This window comes from Moellerella wisconsensis, assembly GCF_022592395.1.
Lineage (GTDB): Bacteria > Pseudomonadota > Gammaproteobacteria > Enterobacterales > Enterobacteriaceae > Moellerella > Moellerella wisconsensis.
In genome coordinates this window covers 3,141,022-3,157,926 of record NZ_CP093242.1, presented here as the reverse complement: position 1 = coordinate 3,157,926, position 16,905 = coordinate 3,141,022, and the positions used below count along the sequence as shown (strand labels likewise).

The 16,905-nt window shown below is 41.0% G+C and carries 9 protein-coding genes; 6 read left to right on the top strand and 3 right to left on the bottom strand.

The window, feature by feature from the left end:
- The first annotated feature begins 71 nt into the window (after positions 1–71).
- Both MNY66_RS13780 and MNY66_RS13775 read left to right on the top strand, forming a co-directional pair.
- A complete protein-coding gene (locus MNY66_RS13780; RefSeq protein WP_241501086.1) occupies positions 72–7,976 on the top strand; it encodes a C80 family cysteine peptidase in 7,905 nt (2,634 codons plus the stop codon).
- 363 nt (positions 7,977–8,339) lie between these two features.
- Positions 8,340–9,353 (top strand): mechanosensitive ion channel family protein, encoded by a 1,014-nt coding sequence (locus tag MNY66_RS13775; RefSeq protein ID WP_047254984.1) that lies wholly within the window; start codon positions 8,340–8,342, stop codon positions 9,351–9,353.
- A 358-nt stretch (positions 9,354–9,711) separates the two neighbouring features.
- Here the strand turns inward: MNY66_RS13775 and MNY66_RS13770 are convergent, their stop codons facing one another.
- Positions 9,712–9,876: a hypothetical protein gene (locus MNY66_RS13770; RefSeq protein ID WP_156170977.1), complete on the bottom strand. Its 165-nt coding sequence runs from the start codon at positions 9,874–9,876 to the stop codon at positions 9,712–9,714.
- 96 nt (positions 9,877–9,972) lie between these two features.
- On the opposite strand from MNY66_RS13770, the gene dusA reads away from it, so the two are divergent.
- Positions 9,973–11,007 carry a tRNA dihydrouridine(20/20a) synthase DusA gene (gene dusA / locus MNY66_RS13765; protein WP_047254985.1) on the top strand — a complete coding sequence of 345 codons (1,035 nt, stop codon included), beginning with the start codon at positions 9,973–9,975 and terminating at the stop codon, positions 11,005–11,007.
- Between the two features lie 115 nt (positions 11,008–11,122).
- Here the strand turns inward: dusA and MNY66_RS13760 are convergent, their stop codons facing one another.
- On the bottom strand, positions 11,123–11,470 hold the full coding sequence (locus MNY66_RS13760; RefSeq protein WP_047254986.1) for a hypothetical protein: 348 nt from the start codon (positions 11,468–11,470) through the stop codon (positions 11,123–11,125).
- A gap of 183 nt (positions 11,471–11,653) precedes the next feature.
- Positions 11,654–12,637, bottom strand: coding sequence for a quinone oxidoreductase (locus MNY66_RS13755; protein WP_241501085.1), 984 nt, complete (start codon positions 12,635–12,637; stop codon positions 11,654–11,656).
- Between the two features lie 201 nt (positions 12,638–12,838).
- Between MNY66_RS13755 and dnaB the strand changes: the two genes are divergently transcribed.
- From dnaB to MNY66_RS13740, 3 genes are all read left to right on the top strand, one after another.
- Positions 12,839–14,248, top strand: a complete 1,410-nt coding sequence (gene dnaB, locus MNY66_RS13750; RefSeq protein WP_047254988.1) for a replicative DNA helicase — start codon at positions 12,839–12,841, stop codon at positions 14,246–14,248.
- Positions 14,249–14,499: 251 nt separating this feature from the next.
- Positions 14,500–15,582, top strand: coding sequence for an alanine racemase (gene alr, locus MNY66_RS13745; RefSeq protein ID WP_241501084.1), 1,083 nt, complete (start codon positions 14,500–14,502; stop codon positions 15,580–15,582).
- 58 nt (positions 15,583–15,640) lie between these two features.
- Positions 15,641–16,834, top strand: a complete 1,194-nt coding sequence (locus tag MNY66_RS13740) for an amino acid aminotransferase (RefSeq protein ID WP_047254990.1) — start codon at positions 15,641–15,643, stop codon at positions 16,832–16,834.
- Positions 16,835–16,905 lie beyond the last annotated feature (71 nt).

Sequence of the window (16,905 nt, the reverse complement as noted above, 5' to 3'; positions counted from 1 at the left end):
ATTAATAATATTTATCGATATGGTTTTTGTTGTTAACTTTTAATTAAGTAATAATTCATAAGGATATGATTATGCTATTTAATAAATATAATTCTAATATAGTTAATAAAAAAGAAAAAATATATTTTATCCCTCATGCACGAAAAAATCTATTATTAGACGATGCTAAGTCTATAAGTAACCCGCCAGTAGAAGTCACGCATTTACCGACAGCGATAAATGAAAATATCACCTTATCAACATTAGTCTTAAATAATAAAGAAATTAATATTTACAGTGATATTCTTCAGGATATGAGTTTTAAGCGTTTACTTAGAGATAATTTTACGACATTAAGTATACTCGGCGAGGCTTTATTTATTAGTAAAAATAATTATTTAATTTATCCGATGGTTAATAAAGATGATTTAATGTCTATTGATACTAATAATATTGCTCCAACACTTGGAGAGCCTATTGCTAAATTAGATACGGATTTTAGTGATATTTATTTATCTGATTTTGGCCTTCAGACTGCGGAACCTTTGGCGGGAGAGCAATCCACATCAACGGATAAATTAGACCACTGGAATAACCCTTTAGATGATCTTGATGCTTTAAATCAATTACTGCGATTAGAAAGATATACTATAACATCCACCGAGTATGAGCATAATATTATCGTACAAATTGCCGGTGATTTAAGTTCATCGCGAGCCGCATTAAAAACCATGTCTAAGCATCCAGATAAATCAATTATTATTCAGTATGATATTGATAGCCAACAGTGGCGAGTATTATACGGTGAGCTAAATACTCAAATTACAGGAAAAATTAGATGGGTGGTGATTGGGCATGGAAATAGATTTGATAATAGAAAAGAAATACGTTTTCAAGGAAATACCGCCGTTGAATTTGTTAAGGGTATGCATGATTTAAGAAATAATTTATTAATCAATTACACCCCGGATAAAATAGTGCTGATGGGATGTCATTTATCCCGTGGTGGTATTATTGAAAACTTCGCGCTAAAAGCGACCAAAAGATTTGCTAATTATGGCATGAATATGCCTATCGTGGCATATAATCGAACGGTAGGGCATAGAATTACTGGGCACCGCGTCTTTTGGGAAAGTGATTACGAGCCAGAAATGACAAGTAGTAAAGAATATAAATTTACTTATCAATATGATCTAGCAACAGAACAAGTTTATATAAATAATAAACTGGCTATATTACACTTTATTGATGAATTAAGGCGAGGTGAAATTAAAATATGGCAACTGATTGGTGATACAGAATTAGATCCTTTATTTTTATTAAAAAAACCTGATGCGACATTAGATTTTGATTTAATCAAAAAAATCTCATTTAATAATAAAGGCTATCAATGTTTCTTGGATTTAATTAATGAAAATAAACAACTTTCAAATGATATATTTCAACAGAAATTATTAGAGAAATTAAATATTGCTGGAGTCATAGAGACGCCAATATGGCCGATGATAGAACCTTTAGTTATTCAGCGCGATATTCATGCAATTCCCCCGAAGGAAGTTTATGTTGTTATTCGTGCAGGTAATGGAAATTTCTCTCGGCTCGCTGCCGAATACTTTACCTCAGATTATCCAGATAACACTTTAATTATTCAATTGAATGCTAATTCTCAGCAAATGGCTGTGGAATATGGCGATATAGAAAAGTTAGCTGGGTTACCTCAAAAATGGCTGTTATTACATAGTTTGCATGAGAACAGCCAATTTAAGCACAATTTAGCGAGTAGTTTCAACGCATTAAAACAGCAGTATGCTTTAAGCGAACCGAAGGATATTTCGGTATGGTTTACTGACCAGCATGGGTTATTGCCTTTAGCGCAAAAGGAACGCTTTATCCAGCAATTCTCGACTTTACTCGAACAACAGGGAATGAAACAGCCGGTGGGATTGATCGATATTCCTGCAATATCACCGCCGCTCGGCGGGGGGGAGGATTTTGCGACGGTCGAAGGAGTGGTAGCTCAAACTAAAACTGTTCGTCAGCAGATTGATAGTTTGCTCAGAAAGCTGGTGTTAAATAAGATTAATCTTTCGGAAGTTACTTTGGCTAAATACCCGTTTCTTAAACTCTATTTTACCGATGCTGACGGCCTATTAGATCAGTATAAATTAAATATTGTGCTTAGTGATCCCTTGATTAGTCCGCAAGCTCATCAATTTTTTAATGATAAATCCCGTAATCCGGTGGATGTTCTTGCTCAGTGGGCAAGCCTATTTGAGGTTGATTATCGGGGTACCTTGCAACAGCATGCGCGTGAAATAAGTCGAGTGATGGTGGCTATTCGGGATAATCCGATAATATTACGCTCATTAAGTAAAACCTCACTTCAACGTCTCGGGCTATTATTCCCTGCATTGAATGGCGTTAATTATGGGGAGGTGCTAGCTCTGATGAATCAACCGCAGGTATTTTTATTATTTGAAGATATTTTACATCATTTTGCTAAATTAAATGATCATCACTTTATTGGCGAAAACGCGCCATTAAAAGATCTGACTTTATCTCAAGCCATAGAAAAATATACCAGCAGTCGCCAGTTACAATTAAATAATTTTGGTCAGTTAGTCCGCGCCACCGATAATCATGCCCCGGATTCACAAATTCGTAGACTTAATCATCAATTATATTATGGCGAGGCTTCTTTTTCCTCATTAGATAATAAATTTAAATTTTTATATGGCGCGTTACGTCGTTATCTAACTCCAGAATATACCGTCGATTATATTGAGCGAATGTCCGTGCTGCTTCAACAGCAACGGCAAGGCGCATTATTACCGGCGGAGGCTGAGTTATTGGCTCAGATGCAAGCGTTTTATCAACATTCGGTTGAGATGTCAGAAAAACGAATGATTACCCGTTTAGACCAATCGATTAAATACGCCATGATGACCATAGATCCCCAGCAAACATTATTATTAAAGGGAAAATCGATTACCTATAGCGTAAATTATTCCTGGCAAAACGGTCAACATGATATCAGTTTTTTCGATCCTACCGGGGTGGAGTTACGGGTTAGAAATAATAACTTAGCTTTTGCTTGGCATGGTTTTATCGATAGCGTACTCAATTATTTTAATCAGCAGATTGAGCAGCCGGATGGGCGTTTTATTTCACGCGGTAAACTAGCCGGTTTTGAGCCTGGCAAGGGCAATGATTTTAGAGCAGATATTCAGCAAGTTAATTATGACTATACCGATCAAACAGACTTTTCATTGTTTTTAGAGCCATCTCATCGCCCTGATATCATCCCCCAGTCATCCGAGTTTGACCCCTTATCTCATCGATTGATTGATTTTAATGGCGAGCCAATCACGCTGAACACATTACAGCGTTTAGGGGCATCAATAGCCCGAAAACCTGTGACTATTCATGATCTTCAATCGGCAGATAATTTAAAAAATGTACGTTTTGATGCTGAAAAACTCGCGGCAGCCTTGACGCTAATGGACGGTGGAAAACACGATATAACCCTATTGCGAATGATTAGACGTCAGATTAATCAGGTGGGTGTAGGTCAAATTATCGATTCTACGACTGATTTTCAGCAAGCCGCGATTGCTATCCAGCAGCTTAATTATATTGAGCGCCATGTTGATGCTGATGCGCGCATAATCGCTGCTGCAACGTTGGAAAATTTGCACCATATGGGGCTAAAATTACCACGTTATTTACGTGTCGCTAATCGTGCCGGACAAGTTATGGGCGGCGCCGGCGTTATTTTGTCGCTGATAACATTATCCACCTTACTTAAGCAACTCGATAATCCCGATTTAACGCGCCATGAGCAGGCAGAGATAGAGAAAAATATTTATATCACTTGCGCGTCTGCTTTTTTTAATTATGGCGACATGATGATACAGCCGATGTTATTAGAATTCGCATATGCAAAAACGGGTTCATTTAATATAGCGCATACTCTTGCGGCTAAAGTGGTGATTTTATTTAATTTGGTGGGCATAGGATTAGATATTTATCAGGCGTACGATGCACTGTCTAAGTTAGACGGAATTACCGACGTTAAAATGCGTCAGGATATATTTGTTAGCGCCGGATTATCTCTCGGTAGCGCGATGGTTGGCGGCGTGACAATCGTCGGAATTTTAGCCGGTTCGGCAGTGATCCCGGTCGCTGGATTGGCTCTCGGTGGTGCGATATTAGTCGGGGGAATGATTTATAACGGTGTTCGTGCTGTTGAACGATTGAATGATGAAATTAATTTGTCGCTTGGGCGTAAAATCGAAGAGGGATTCCGCGGGGCGGTAGGATTAGCCCCCACCGAGCGATCGCAGCATGAATTAAGTCTTCATCGTTATAGTGAGGCGTTTAAAAATGCCGCGTGGGAAACCGATTTAGCCCGTTTTCAAGCGCTGATTTTCCCCGCGGGATTTGATAGGCATCTCAGTGTGGTTGAAACGCCGACGCTGGCAGAAATGCGGCGTTATTATTTGGTTGATGCTAAAGGAAACTATTTTGCCGGCCAAATAGGCAAACATTTCATTCCGCATTTTGGTTATCAGCTCGGATATACCCAGCGCGGCGCTCCCTCATTTACTGAACAAGAAGCCGATATCTTATTAGAAAATTATCATTTATGGGTTGATGGTTCAGTGCGTATTGCGGATCAGCATGATAGTGATTGCGATTATAAATGGACTAAACGATTAAAAAGGCCGATCAATTACTATCGAGCGGGAAGTCTTGGAAGTCATGAAGCCCTCATTTTTGATGCTAATTATCAACATCCTTTATTGGCAGAATTTAAGCAACGACACCGTTGGAGTACAGCCCAATTCACCGAGTCAGTAGCTAATCAGCTTTCATTGTCAGCGACGATTGGCTGGAATCTATTTAGTTTACAGTCAAAATTTGCGGCAAATCGTCATCCTAATTTATTGGCTAATATTCAGCGTTATAGCCAAGTGATTGAACACGATTTACCTACGATTGCCGACTATCTGCAAAATCGAGTGTTAACCGGTCAGAGTGTTAATTTGGCTAATGGCAATGATATATTTATTGGCAATAAAGATGAATTTTATGCTTTTCAAATTTTATCGGGACAGAAATTTTTTGTCGGTGGCGACAAAATGGATTATTTCTATTTAACCGACTGCGATATTGAGAATTTATTGGCGCAGGATCCTGATATACCGTCTAAATATTTAGACGGTCAGGGGGGCAACGATAGTTTGATTATTGTTGATCGCCCGCTAGGATATTCGGCACAGATAGATTTAAAAAATAAGTCGGTAATTTATCACCACGCTGATCAAAACCGGTCTATTAATTTTGCCCATATTGAAAATATTCAAAATATTGTTGTGCGCGGAAATTATGCCGATATTGTCCGCGGCGATGAGCAGCATAATTTGCTTGATGGCGCCTACGGAAATTATCAATTATATGGCGAGGCTGGCGACGATCGATTAATGTTAGCCACCGGTTATGCCAACGGCGGTGAAGGTAATGATAGCTATTATTTGCGCCGTTTTGAGTGGCATAAACAGCGTGATGATTTCTATCAGATAGAGAAACGCTATGATTTTCAAACGCATAAATTCAGCGACCATCAAATTATTAATGCCGATTATATACAGCGCTCCCCCACGATATATAGCTGCCAGATAGTGATTGATGAACGCAGTAAATCGGCCAGTCGCGTGGATTTAGGATATTCACTGAATGAAATTACCCAAATATCTATTGATGATAGCGATTTATTAATCACACTTTCTATTTCTACTCCAGAGATTGACGGCATTGATTTTTCATCGATAAGCAGTCGCATCCAAATTAGATTAAAAAATGTTTATATCACTCGCAGTAATGGGCGGGTGCTGTGTCATGACTATACTCTGCGTACGCGGGATGGATTTTTACTAACCAGCCAATTAGTCGATTTAGCGCCAGATAGCAGTCAGCCGCTCTCGACGGGATTGTTCAACATTACCTATTTACAAAATAATGATCAGTTATCGCTTGGCGAGGTTAAATGTATTGATTTTGATCAGCAGCGTGGCACGTTGATCATTGATGAGACGCGAACTTACACTCCACCGAGTTGGGGACGGTTTAACCTCGTCGGTCAGGGCGAAAATGTGTTTTATTCCGGCGATGATTCTAATAATCAAATCAGTTATCTCAGTGCGGGCAATAAGATTTATGTTAGCCGTGGTCAAGATATTTATCAATTTAATCAACCGGTGGAAAACGGCGAAGTCGTGTTTGATTTTTCTACCGTTAGTGGCCGTTATTCTGAAAACGATAAAGTCATTTTGCTACTGCCTAATATGAATGGCTATAAACTGTCGATGCAGGATCATACGTTGCAGTTAATGGATCGATTTGGGCAGCAAAAGTTAGCGGTTCGTTTTACGCATTTTGAGGCTTCCATGGCCAAAAATGTACTTATTCAGGATCAATACAGCAATGTATTTCAGGTTAATTTAAGTTCGACGGGAAGCCATGTCGCCCCCTTATTTTCGCTTAATCTGGGCACCGAAGATGATGATGTGATCCTCTTGCCGCAAGGCTATTTGAGTTCTCATGACGCGATTAATAGTCAATCAGGTCATGATGTCGTCACCGATAATAGCCGAATAGGGCGAGTAATCAATGCCAGTGAGGGGGATGATATCGTTAAGGTGCTTGCCGGTTATAATTCGTTGTACGGTGGTCAGGGCAATGATTTTCTGTATGGTGGTGAACATCAAGATTTTCTATTATCTGATAATGGCAATGACCATCTTGTTGGCGGCGGCGGTAACGATCACTATTTGATTGATGGCCGAGGGCAAGGTGAGGTCAACATTGATGATGAAAAGGGACATAATCGGATCCATTTGCTCTATTTTTCTGACATATTTACCACGGAAACGACCCCTAAAGGTGAGCGATTACACTGCTATACTTCATCCACGGGGCGTACAGTCAAAATTAAACAGCCTACGCTGTCTGATTATGTGCCTAGCGAACAGCCGCATAATCAACAGCCGCGTAATCAAGTGCATCACTATGCACAATTATCCGCAGCGCTATCTCGATTAACCGAGGTTAATTTTACCCCATTGGTCGATGATTTACGGGATAAATCCTCTCAAGCCAAAATGAGCGGAGAGTTTGCATCTTGGAAGCCGGTAGACAGTTTACAAGGTGCGTTGATTGGTACCGAGCGCTCACCTCTATTTAATCAGTTAAATAACAGCATGATATTAAGCCATACTCATCGATGGGGAGACTGGCTGATTAACACTCAAGCGGGAAATAATACCGTGACCGATAATAGTGGCCATGGGCGCGTTTTTAAAGGCGGGACGGGAAATGATCACCTGTTCACTTTTGGTGATGGAAATAATGTGCTGTATGGCGGAGCGGGGGACGATAAGCTGGTGGCGGTTACCGGGAAAGGCAATGATTTATTAATTTCGCTTGATGGGCGCGATTTGCTCAATGGGGGAGAAGGCGATGACAGCTATTTGGTTGATGGTCAGGGGATGGGCGATGTCACTATTATCGATTTTTGGGGCAGAAACCAGCTGCATTTAATTAATTTTAAGCCGGGAATATCAGGTAATGTCATCCAATTATCAGCGACCCAGATTGAAGAAACCTATGAATCTTATCACGGGCGAAAAGTATTTTTACGTAAAAGTATTGCCCCCGTGATCAATGGCGTCAATCTGCATTATCATTCGGCTATGCCAGCTAATTTAACCGCGGCTATTAAAAATAGCGCTGAGAATACGATTGATAATGCAACAGAGAATACGATTGATAATGTCACCGAGAATACGATTGATAATGTCACCGAGAATACGATCGATCAATTGATCAGTGATATGGTCAGCTGGCGGATTGAAACTGCCTCGGGAACCGCTGAATTATCCAGAGCTGCGGCGGCAGATTGGCAGCCAACGGTTATGTTTGAGCGCCTATTTTGATCGCTATTTTTTTGATCGTTATTTCAACTGATAATCATCGATTGGCTATCAAGTGAGCTGATAATCTCGTTAGTTAGCCGAAAAAACGCTTATGGTTTACTGTCCTTAAGCGTTGTTTATCTTGTTTTTTCTATTTATACCCTGCTTTTTACTTGATTCAAGAGTAATCAGTCATCAGGGGATGCAATCGAGCCATAGAGAAAATCAACATAAGATTATGATAACTTTATGTTTACTATATAATACCTTTCATATCATCGGATGAGCAGGTTTATGACGGTTGATATCGCTATCGGTGAAATAGATTTTCAGATATTAACGATATAATAAAAACAGCCGTATTATTATTTCTGGAGTTACTTTATGAACGAAGCACTTATTGCCAAATATTCTATTGGCGCGGGAATTATCGGTGCCTGTTTTGTGGCTTTTTTAGTTTTAGAATATTTTACGCATTTACGAAAAGCGAGAAGTCGCAATATTATTGTCCACATTACCCAAGCGATTATCTTATGTACGCTGGTTATGGTAATGGGACAATATGCACAAATGGCGATTACCGATTTTAATCTGCATTTAATTACTCCCCAGATTATTAATTTAATTACTATTTCACTGATCGCCTTAATTTTAGTCAAAAAACTGTTTTTGCTGATTAATCGACTGGAAAAATCACAGATTAAAAAAGGCAGTGACCCCACTTCGGCACGTATTATTTCTCGGGTGTTTAAAATCACGATATTTGTGGTGGTTATTTTATTATTCGGTGAACATTTTGGCATGAGTTTATCCGGTTTGATGACCTTTGGCGGTATTGGCGGTATTGCTATCGGTATGGCGGGTAAAGATATTCTAAGTAACTTTTTCTCCGGTGTGATGCTGTATTTCGATCGCCCATTTAATATTGGCGATTGGGTACGCTCTCCAGACCGACAAATAGAAGGCACTGTGGTCGAGATTGGCTGGCGTTTAACAAAAATTATGACGTTTGATCATCGCCCTTTGTATATTCCTAATTCAATTTTTTCATCTATTAGTGTGGAAAATCCGGGACGAATGACTAATCGCCGGATCGAAACAGAATTAGGTTTACGTTATGAAGACGCTGATAAAATTGGTGCTATCGTCGAAGATATTCAAACTATGTTAAAACAGAACGACAAAATTGATGGGAGTCAGACATTGCTGGTTTATTTTAATCAATTTGCCGATTCGTCACTTAATATTATGGTTTATTGTTTTACTAAAACCACCGTATGGGCAGAGTGGTTAGCCGCACAGCAAGAAGTCTATTTAAAAATTATTGAAATTGTTCATAGTCATGGGGCGGATTTTGCTTTCCCATCCAGAACTCTATATATCGAAAAAGATAATTAATTTCCTCCGCGTAGGGTCATAAATTAATGCCCATCTAGGATTAATTTATGATCTTGCGATTGGTTCTAATCATTTATACTCCTAATATATAAATATTCATTTTGATTGCATAAATTACTAATTTTAATCTTGTTGGCAATCAAGTACATTGAGACCCAAATTTTCCCCTAATAATCATGAGCCAAATTGAAATGAAGCCAATGAATGTTGCCTGTAGCCAAGGTGTTGCACCCTATTTTGTCAGCCAACTGAATGTTATCGATTTCGCTGATGCCCCATTAACTTAGATTGCGGCAGTGGTTCTTTCTGTTGAAGATGCGTTAGTAGGGGAATAGCAACAGATAAATAATCATGGTTTTCAAATCCCCATATTTATATTGGCGCAGGTTTTTAATGCTAACCGCGCGCTATAACCGAGCGCCGATATTGCTGTCTTATTGCCCGTCATCGTGCCATATCGCACAGTCGCATCTGCTCTGATTGTTTGGTCTATGCTATAATCAGCCATCTTAATATTACTCATGACATTAGACACCAAGCATTAGACACTAAGCACACTCACTTTAAGGTGTCCTCAGCGGTGTCCTGATCAAGCTCAAATATACCCAAATAGGTCAAAATGCACGGAAATACGACAAATACAAACAACAGCGAAAACACGCTCCTCCAAGGTATTACAGGTTATAAAAATTTAAATCGTTTTTCTGTAGCGCCTATGCTCGATTGGACGGATCGTCATTGCCGCTATTTTCACCGAATTTTGACTAAAAATAGCTTGCTGTATACCGAAATGGTGACAACTGGCGCGATTATTCATGGCAAAGGTGATTATCTGGCTTACAGCTCTGAAGAGCATCCGGTAGCTTTACAATTGGGCGGAAGCGATCCGATGGCATTAGCGACCTGTGCTAAATTAGCGCAAGAGCGTGGTTATGATGAAGTTAATTTAAATGTCGGTTGCCCATCAGATAGAGTACAAAATGGGCGTTTTGGTGCGTGTTTAATGGGAGATGCCAATTTAGTCGCTGACTGTGTGAAAGCCATGCAAGATAGCGCTTCGATTCCTATTACGGTAAAAACTCGGATTGGGATTGATGAACAAGACAGTTATCAATTTTTATGCGATTTCATTGATACGGTCTCGACCAAAAGCGAATGTGAAATGTTTATTATTCATGCACGTAAAGCTTGGTTGTCCGGATTGAGCCCAAAAGAAAATCGCGAAGTTCCGCCGTTAGATTATCCGCGAGTTTATCAATTAAAACGTGATTTTCCTCAGTTAACCATGGCGATTAATGGGGGGATCAAAACGTTGGAAGAAGCCAAGCACCATTTAGCCCATCTGGATGGCGTGATGATAGGGCGTGAGGCTTATCAGAATCCGACTATATTGACCCATGTTGACCACCAGTTATTTGATCCTCAGCTGCCAGTGACTGATCCGATAGATGCAGTACGTAAAATGTATCCGTACATTGAAGCTGAATTATCGAAAGGGGCTTATTTAGGCCATATAACTCGACATATGTTGGGAATTTTCCAAGGTATACCTGGTGCCCGCCAATGGCGTCGATATCTCAGTGAAAATGCCCACAAAGCGGGCGCTGATTTAGCGGTGGTAGAACAAGCGCTACAATTTGTTATTCGTGATTAATTCATCCGTGGGATTTTGTATTTATTCTCAATGATTTTTCATGTAAATCAGCTAATGGGGCCTTCAGTAATAAAATCTGTAGGCCTCAATTTTATTCTTCTATTCTTCTATTCTTCTATTCTTTTATGGTTATTTGATTATTATCTACCAGAGTTTCAAATTGTTGTCTGAAACTGGAAAATTGATAGAACATTTGACTGAGCATCGCCATCTTCATTATTTGTTGTTCTGCCACGGGCATGTTAGCGCTTTTTAGGGTTAAAAATGCACTATCCATACTTTTTAAGGTTAAATTCATCGATTGTTGAATGGCGATAAATTGCGGCAATACGTTCTCTTGCTTCAGTAATGTCAGATATTTTTGTTGGGAAAAATCGTGAATTATTTCTATATCTAGGGCAGCGAGTTTTTTATTGGCATATAAATGGTCAAGCAGATGGCTTAATTTCGCAGAAGAGTTCATCAGGTTAATTCCTTTTAACGTGGCTGAAAATATTATTGCCATTGAAATCATGGAAGGAAAAGAAACTACTAAAAATGCGGACGATAAACAATCTGAAAACTAAGATAATCAACCGCTGTGATGACTATATGATGGGCTATTTCATGACAGCGGTTCACTCTATTTAGGGGGTTTTATCTTTAGTTACGGGATCAGTAAACACGCCCCTTGGGTTTGACGCTGTTCTAATAATCGGTGGGCGCTAGCCGCATCTTTTAGGGCGAACTTTTGGCGCTCAGGCACATCGACATTGATATGACCGCTGCTTATCATGTCAAATAATGCGCGACTGGCTTGATTGAGTTGTTCTCTGTTAGTCACATAGCCTGAAAGTGAAGGGCGAGTCACATACAGCGAGCCTTTTTTATTTAAGATGCCTAAATCGACCCCAGTAACCGGCCCCGAAGCGTTACCAAAGCTAACCATCAGCCCGCGTTGGTTTAAACATTCCAGTGAATCAAGCCAAGTGGCTTGACCGACAGAATCATAAACTACATTAACTTTAGCGCCTTGTGTGAGTTCGAAAACACGCTGAGGAATATTTTCTTTTTGGTAATCAATCACCTCCCAAGCCCCGGCGGCTTTTGCTCGTTGCACTTTTTCGGCGGATCCTGCGGTGCCGATCATTTTTGCTCCCAGTGCTTTCGCCCATTGGCAAGCAATTAACCCCACCCCACCTGCGGCAGCATGAAAAAGAAAAATTTCATCTTGTTTAATCGCATAAGTTTGGTTGAGTAAATAATAAACAGTCATGCCTTTGAGGAAACTGGCTGCGGCTTGCTCAAAGGAAATATGGTCAGGTAAATGTGCAACCGCATGTTGATCAACTTGATGGATCTCGCTATAAGCCCCTAAAGGAGATTGGGCATATACCACGCGATCACCGGGGTTGAAACCGAGCACGTGCGCTCCAGTTTTAACCACCAGGCCTGCGGCTTCTGTCCCCAAACCGCTAGGAAATTGCGCGGTAGGATATAATCCATTACGGACATAAGTATCGATATAATTGACCCCAATCGCATAGTTTTCGATGCGGATTTCATCCGGGCCTAAAGGTGCGGGAGTATATTCACAGAAAGATAATACCTCGGGGCCACCATACTCAGTAAATTCAATACGTTTAACCATTTCGCCCTCCTGAAAAAAACTGTCTGCATTAACCATATCAATAGAATAATAATAACGCGATTTTATTTAAGATTATCTTTATCTCTGGTTTTACCGACGGCGTTATCAAAATGGGGTTAGGGGCGAAAGAACATCCCTTAACAGATTAGATTAGCGTATACTATTGCGCTGTTATCAGTATTGAAATATGGGTGAAAATGTATGGCTAAAAAATATCCTTCAGATAAATCGATGAATGGACCCAGAGACCAACAGATGGAAGGGCTGAAAATGCCGCCTCATTCTCTGGAAGCAGAGCAATCGGTGCTGGGAGGGTTGATGCTGGATAATGAACGCTGGGATACCGTTTCCGAGCGTGTGACTCCGGCAGATTTTTTTAGTCGTCCGCATCGGATTATCTTTGCTGAAATGCAGCGTCTGCTTGAGCAGGGAAATCCGATAGATTTAATCACCTTGTCAGAGTCTTTAGAGCAACGGGGTGAGTTAGAGGGCGTGGGTGGTTTCGCTTATTTAGCCGAGCTTTCGAAAAACACCCCAAGTGCGGCCAATATCAATGCGTATGCAGATATTGTGCGTGAGCGCGCGGTGGTCAGAGATATGATCTCGGTTGCCAATGAAATTGCCGATGCCGGTTATGATCCTCAAGGACGCAGCAGCGAAGACTTATTAGATTTGGCCGAAAGTAAGGTGTTCCAAATTGCGGAATCCCGCGCCAATAAAGAAGATGGACCGAAAGGCATCGAAGCTATCTTGTCTGAAACGGTAGAGAAAATCGAGCAGTTGTACCAACAGCCGCATGATGGCGTTACCGGGGTTTCTTCGGGCTATCATGATCTCGATAAGAAAACCGCGGGTTTACAAAAATCAGATTTAATTATTGTGGCCGCACGTCCATCGATGGGGAAAACCACCTTTGCGATGAACCTGTGTGAAAATGCTGCCATGACAGAAGATAAACCGGTATTAATTTTTAGTCTTGAGATGCCCGGCAATCAAATTATGATGCGTATGCTGGCGTCGTTATCCCGGGTCGACCAAACTCGGATCCGTACCGGACAGTTAGATGATGAAGATTGGGCGCGTATTTCCAGCACCATGGGGATATTGATGGAAAAACGCAATATGTATATCGATGATTCTTCAGGATTAACCCCGACAGAAGTGCGTTCTCGAGCGCGACGCATCTATCGCGAACACGGTGGATTAAGTCTGATCATGATAGATTACCTGCAATTAATGCGAGTTCCTTCATTGTCTGATAACCGTACGTTGGAAATTGCGGAAATCTCACGTTCATTAAAAGCTTTAGCTAAAGAGTTACAAGTGCCGGTAGTCGCACTTTCTCAGTTAAACCGTAGCCTTGAGCAACGTGCGGATAAACGCCCAGTAAACTCTGATTTACGTGAATCCGGTTCTATTGAGCAAGATGCTGATTTAATTATGTTTATTTATCGTGATGAAGTTTATCATGAAGGCAGTGATATGAAAGGTGTCGCCGAAATTATTCTTGGTAAACAGCGTAATGGCCCAATTGGTACCGTACGTCTTACCTTTAATGGGCAGTGGTCGCGATTTGATAACTATGCCGGCCCTGCTTATAGTGATGAATAGACTCAAGTTGATATTAATTTGTTATCGATAAGTCAGAGGCTCAGTCGTTGTAGATTGGTGGTGATCAGAGATTTAGTAGACTAAGGTCGCTCTGTTGATGAACTGATGTTTTTGTGCCGCGTTTTGCTGATTGAATTATTTTGACGCTAGAATCGATCTTTAATCAAATACTAGATCTTTAACCAAATAATAGATATTTAACCAAATAATAGATATTTAACTAAATAATAGATAGGAACAACGGTAAAATCATGAAAGCGGCAACCGCATCAATTGACCGCCGCGCTCTGCGACACAATCTGCAACGCGTTAAAGAACTGGCACCGAATAGCCGTCTTATTGCAATTGTTAAAGCAAACGCTTATGGCCATGGGTTAACAAAAGTAGGTTTGGCGGTACAAGATAGTGTGGATGGTTTTGGTGTTGCCCGGCTAAAAGAGGCGATTGCGCTCAGAGACCATGGGATAGAGAAACCGATTGTTTTACTTGAAGGTTTTTTTGAAGCTGACGATTTACCACACATTGTCGATTTACGCATTGATACTGTGGTTCACAGTATCGAACAGCTTGAGATGCTTGAGCAATTACCGCTGAAATCGCCAGTAAAAGTGTGGATGAAGTTGGATACGGGCATGCATCGTCTGGGGGTTCTGCCGCAAGATGCAGAGGCATTTTATCAACGCTTAACTCAGTGCCATAATGTGCATCCCGCCGTAAATATCGTGAGCCATTTTTGTCAGGCTGACGATCCTAAACTCACCACTACAGCCAGCCAACTGGCTTGTTTTGAGCAATTCATTCGTGATAAACCGGGCGAAAAATCAATCGCTGCTTCTGCCGGGATTTTGCTGTGGCCACAAGCACATTACGATTGGGTTAGGCCGGGGATCATGATGTATGGTGCGTCGCCGCAAGAAGGCAAACTTGCGACTGATTTTGGTTTACAGCCAGTGATGACCCTGAAATCTACCCTAATCGCAGTACGTAAACATGCGGCTGGTGAATGTGTGGGTTATGGCGAAACGTGGTGCAGCCGACAGGATACCCGTCTAGGCGTTGTTGCAATTGGTTATGGCGATGGTTATCCACGTTGTGCGCCCTCGGGGACGCCAGTAATGATTAACGGGCGTAAAGTGCCGATTGTTGGTCGTGTTTCGATGGATATGATCACCGTTGATTTAGGGGTAGAGGCCACCGATAAGGTTGGCGATGAAGTGATCTTATGGGGTAAATCTCTGCCGGTAGAAGAAATCTCAGCACATACTGGGGTTATCGATTACGAGTTATTGACTAAATTAACATCAAGAGTATCAATGGAATATCTGGACGAATAGCTAGCAAAGCGTTATTTTCAAATAACGAAGTTAAAAAAATAAATCAGGGGAAATTTCTGTGTTCGAAAATATTGAAGCCTATCCGGGTGATCCGATCCTCTCGTTAATGGATGAGTTTAATAAAGATCCTCGCCGCCATAAAATTAATCTAAGTATCGGATTATATTATGATGGTGAAGGTCAAACACCGCAATTAGCCACGGTAGGTGAAGCGAAAGCGGCATTAGCACGACAGCCTGCTTGTGCCTCCCTGTATTTACCCATGGAAGGCTTGAAAGATTACCGAACAGAAATTCAAAAATTATTATTCGGGGATGATTGCTCGCTCATCGCCGAGCAGCGTATTGCGACAGTGCAGACCATTGGTGGCTCTGGAGCATTAAAATTAGGTGCTGATTTTTTAAATCGTTATTTCCCTGATTCCGAGGTGTGGTGCAGCAACCCAACCTGGGAAAACCACGGCTCAATTTTTGCCGGTGCGGGCACCAAAGTCCATTTTTATCCGTACTTTGATGAAGCGACTAAAGGGGTGAAATTTGCTGAAATGCTGGCAACTTTCCAGAAATTACCGGCAAATAGTATTATTTTACTGCATCCTTGTTGCCATAATCCAACCGGTTCAGATTTAACTTCTCGCCAATGGGATGAGGTCGTCAAAGTCGCTAAAGAGCGTCAATTAATTCCGTTTATGGATATTGCTTATCAAGGCTTTGCTGAAGGTATACAGCAAGATGCTTATGCCATTCGAGCGATGGCTCAAGCCGGTTTACCGGTGTTTGTGAGCAATTCATTTTCCAAAATTTTTGGCATTTATGGTGAGCGCGCGGGGGGACTCTCGGTTATCTGTAAAGATAAAGATGAGTGTGAACGTGTCTTAGGGCAATTAAAAGCCGGAGTGCGTCGTCTTTATTCTAGCCCACCATCTAATGGCGCAAAAATTGTGGCGCAGGTGTTGACTAATGACAAATTAAAAGCGCAATGGTTACAAGAAGTTGAACAAATGCGTTTGCGTATTATTGAAATGCGTACGGTTTTGGTCGATGAATTGAAACGCGCCTTACCCCACATGAATTTTGATCATCTGCTGCAACAACGCGGAATGTTTAGCTACACCGGTTTTAGCCAAGCACAGGTTGATAGACTGAAAAATGAACATGCCGTTTACTTAGTCGGTACCGGCCGAGTTTGTATGGCGGGAGTTAATCGGCATAATGTTCAGCGTATTGTCGAAGCATTTGCTGCGGTGTGCTAAGGTAATACTAAGTAATTAATTTAACTATAAAATCCCCCGCATAGCGGGGGATTTTGATAGTCACATTCAAG

Bases quoted from the DNA above. Each gene is read 5' to 3' on its own strand.
- MNY66_RS13780 (WP_241501086.1), top strand. From the start codon at position 72: ATGCTATTTAATAAATATAATTCTAATATAGTTAATAAAAAAGAAAAA.
- MNY66_RS13775 (WP_047254984.1), top strand. From the start codon at position 8,340: ATGAACGAAGCACTTATTGCCAAATATTCTATTGGCGCGGGAATTATC.
- MNY66_RS13770 (WP_156170977.1), bottom strand. From the start codon at position 9,876: ATGAGTAATATTAAGATGGCTGATTATAGCATAGACCAAACAATCAGA.
- dusA (WP_047254985.1), top strand. From the start codon at position 9,973: ATGCACGGAAATACGACAAATACAAACAACAGCGAAAACACGCTCCTC.
- MNY66_RS13760 (WP_047254986.1), bottom strand. From the start codon at position 11,470: ATGAACTCTTCTGCGAAATTAAGCCATCTGCTTGACCATTTATATGCC.
- MNY66_RS13755 (WP_241501085.1), bottom strand. From the start codon at position 12,637: ATGGTTAAACGTATTGAATTTACTGAGTATGGTGGCCCCGAGGTATTA.
- dnaB (WP_047254988.1), top strand. From the start codon at position 12,839: ATGGCTAAAAAATATCCTTCAGATAAATCGATGAATGGACCCAGAGAC.
- alr (WP_241501084.1), top strand. From the start codon at position 14,500: ATGAAAGCGGCAACCGCATCAATTGACCGCCGCGCTCTGCGACACAAT.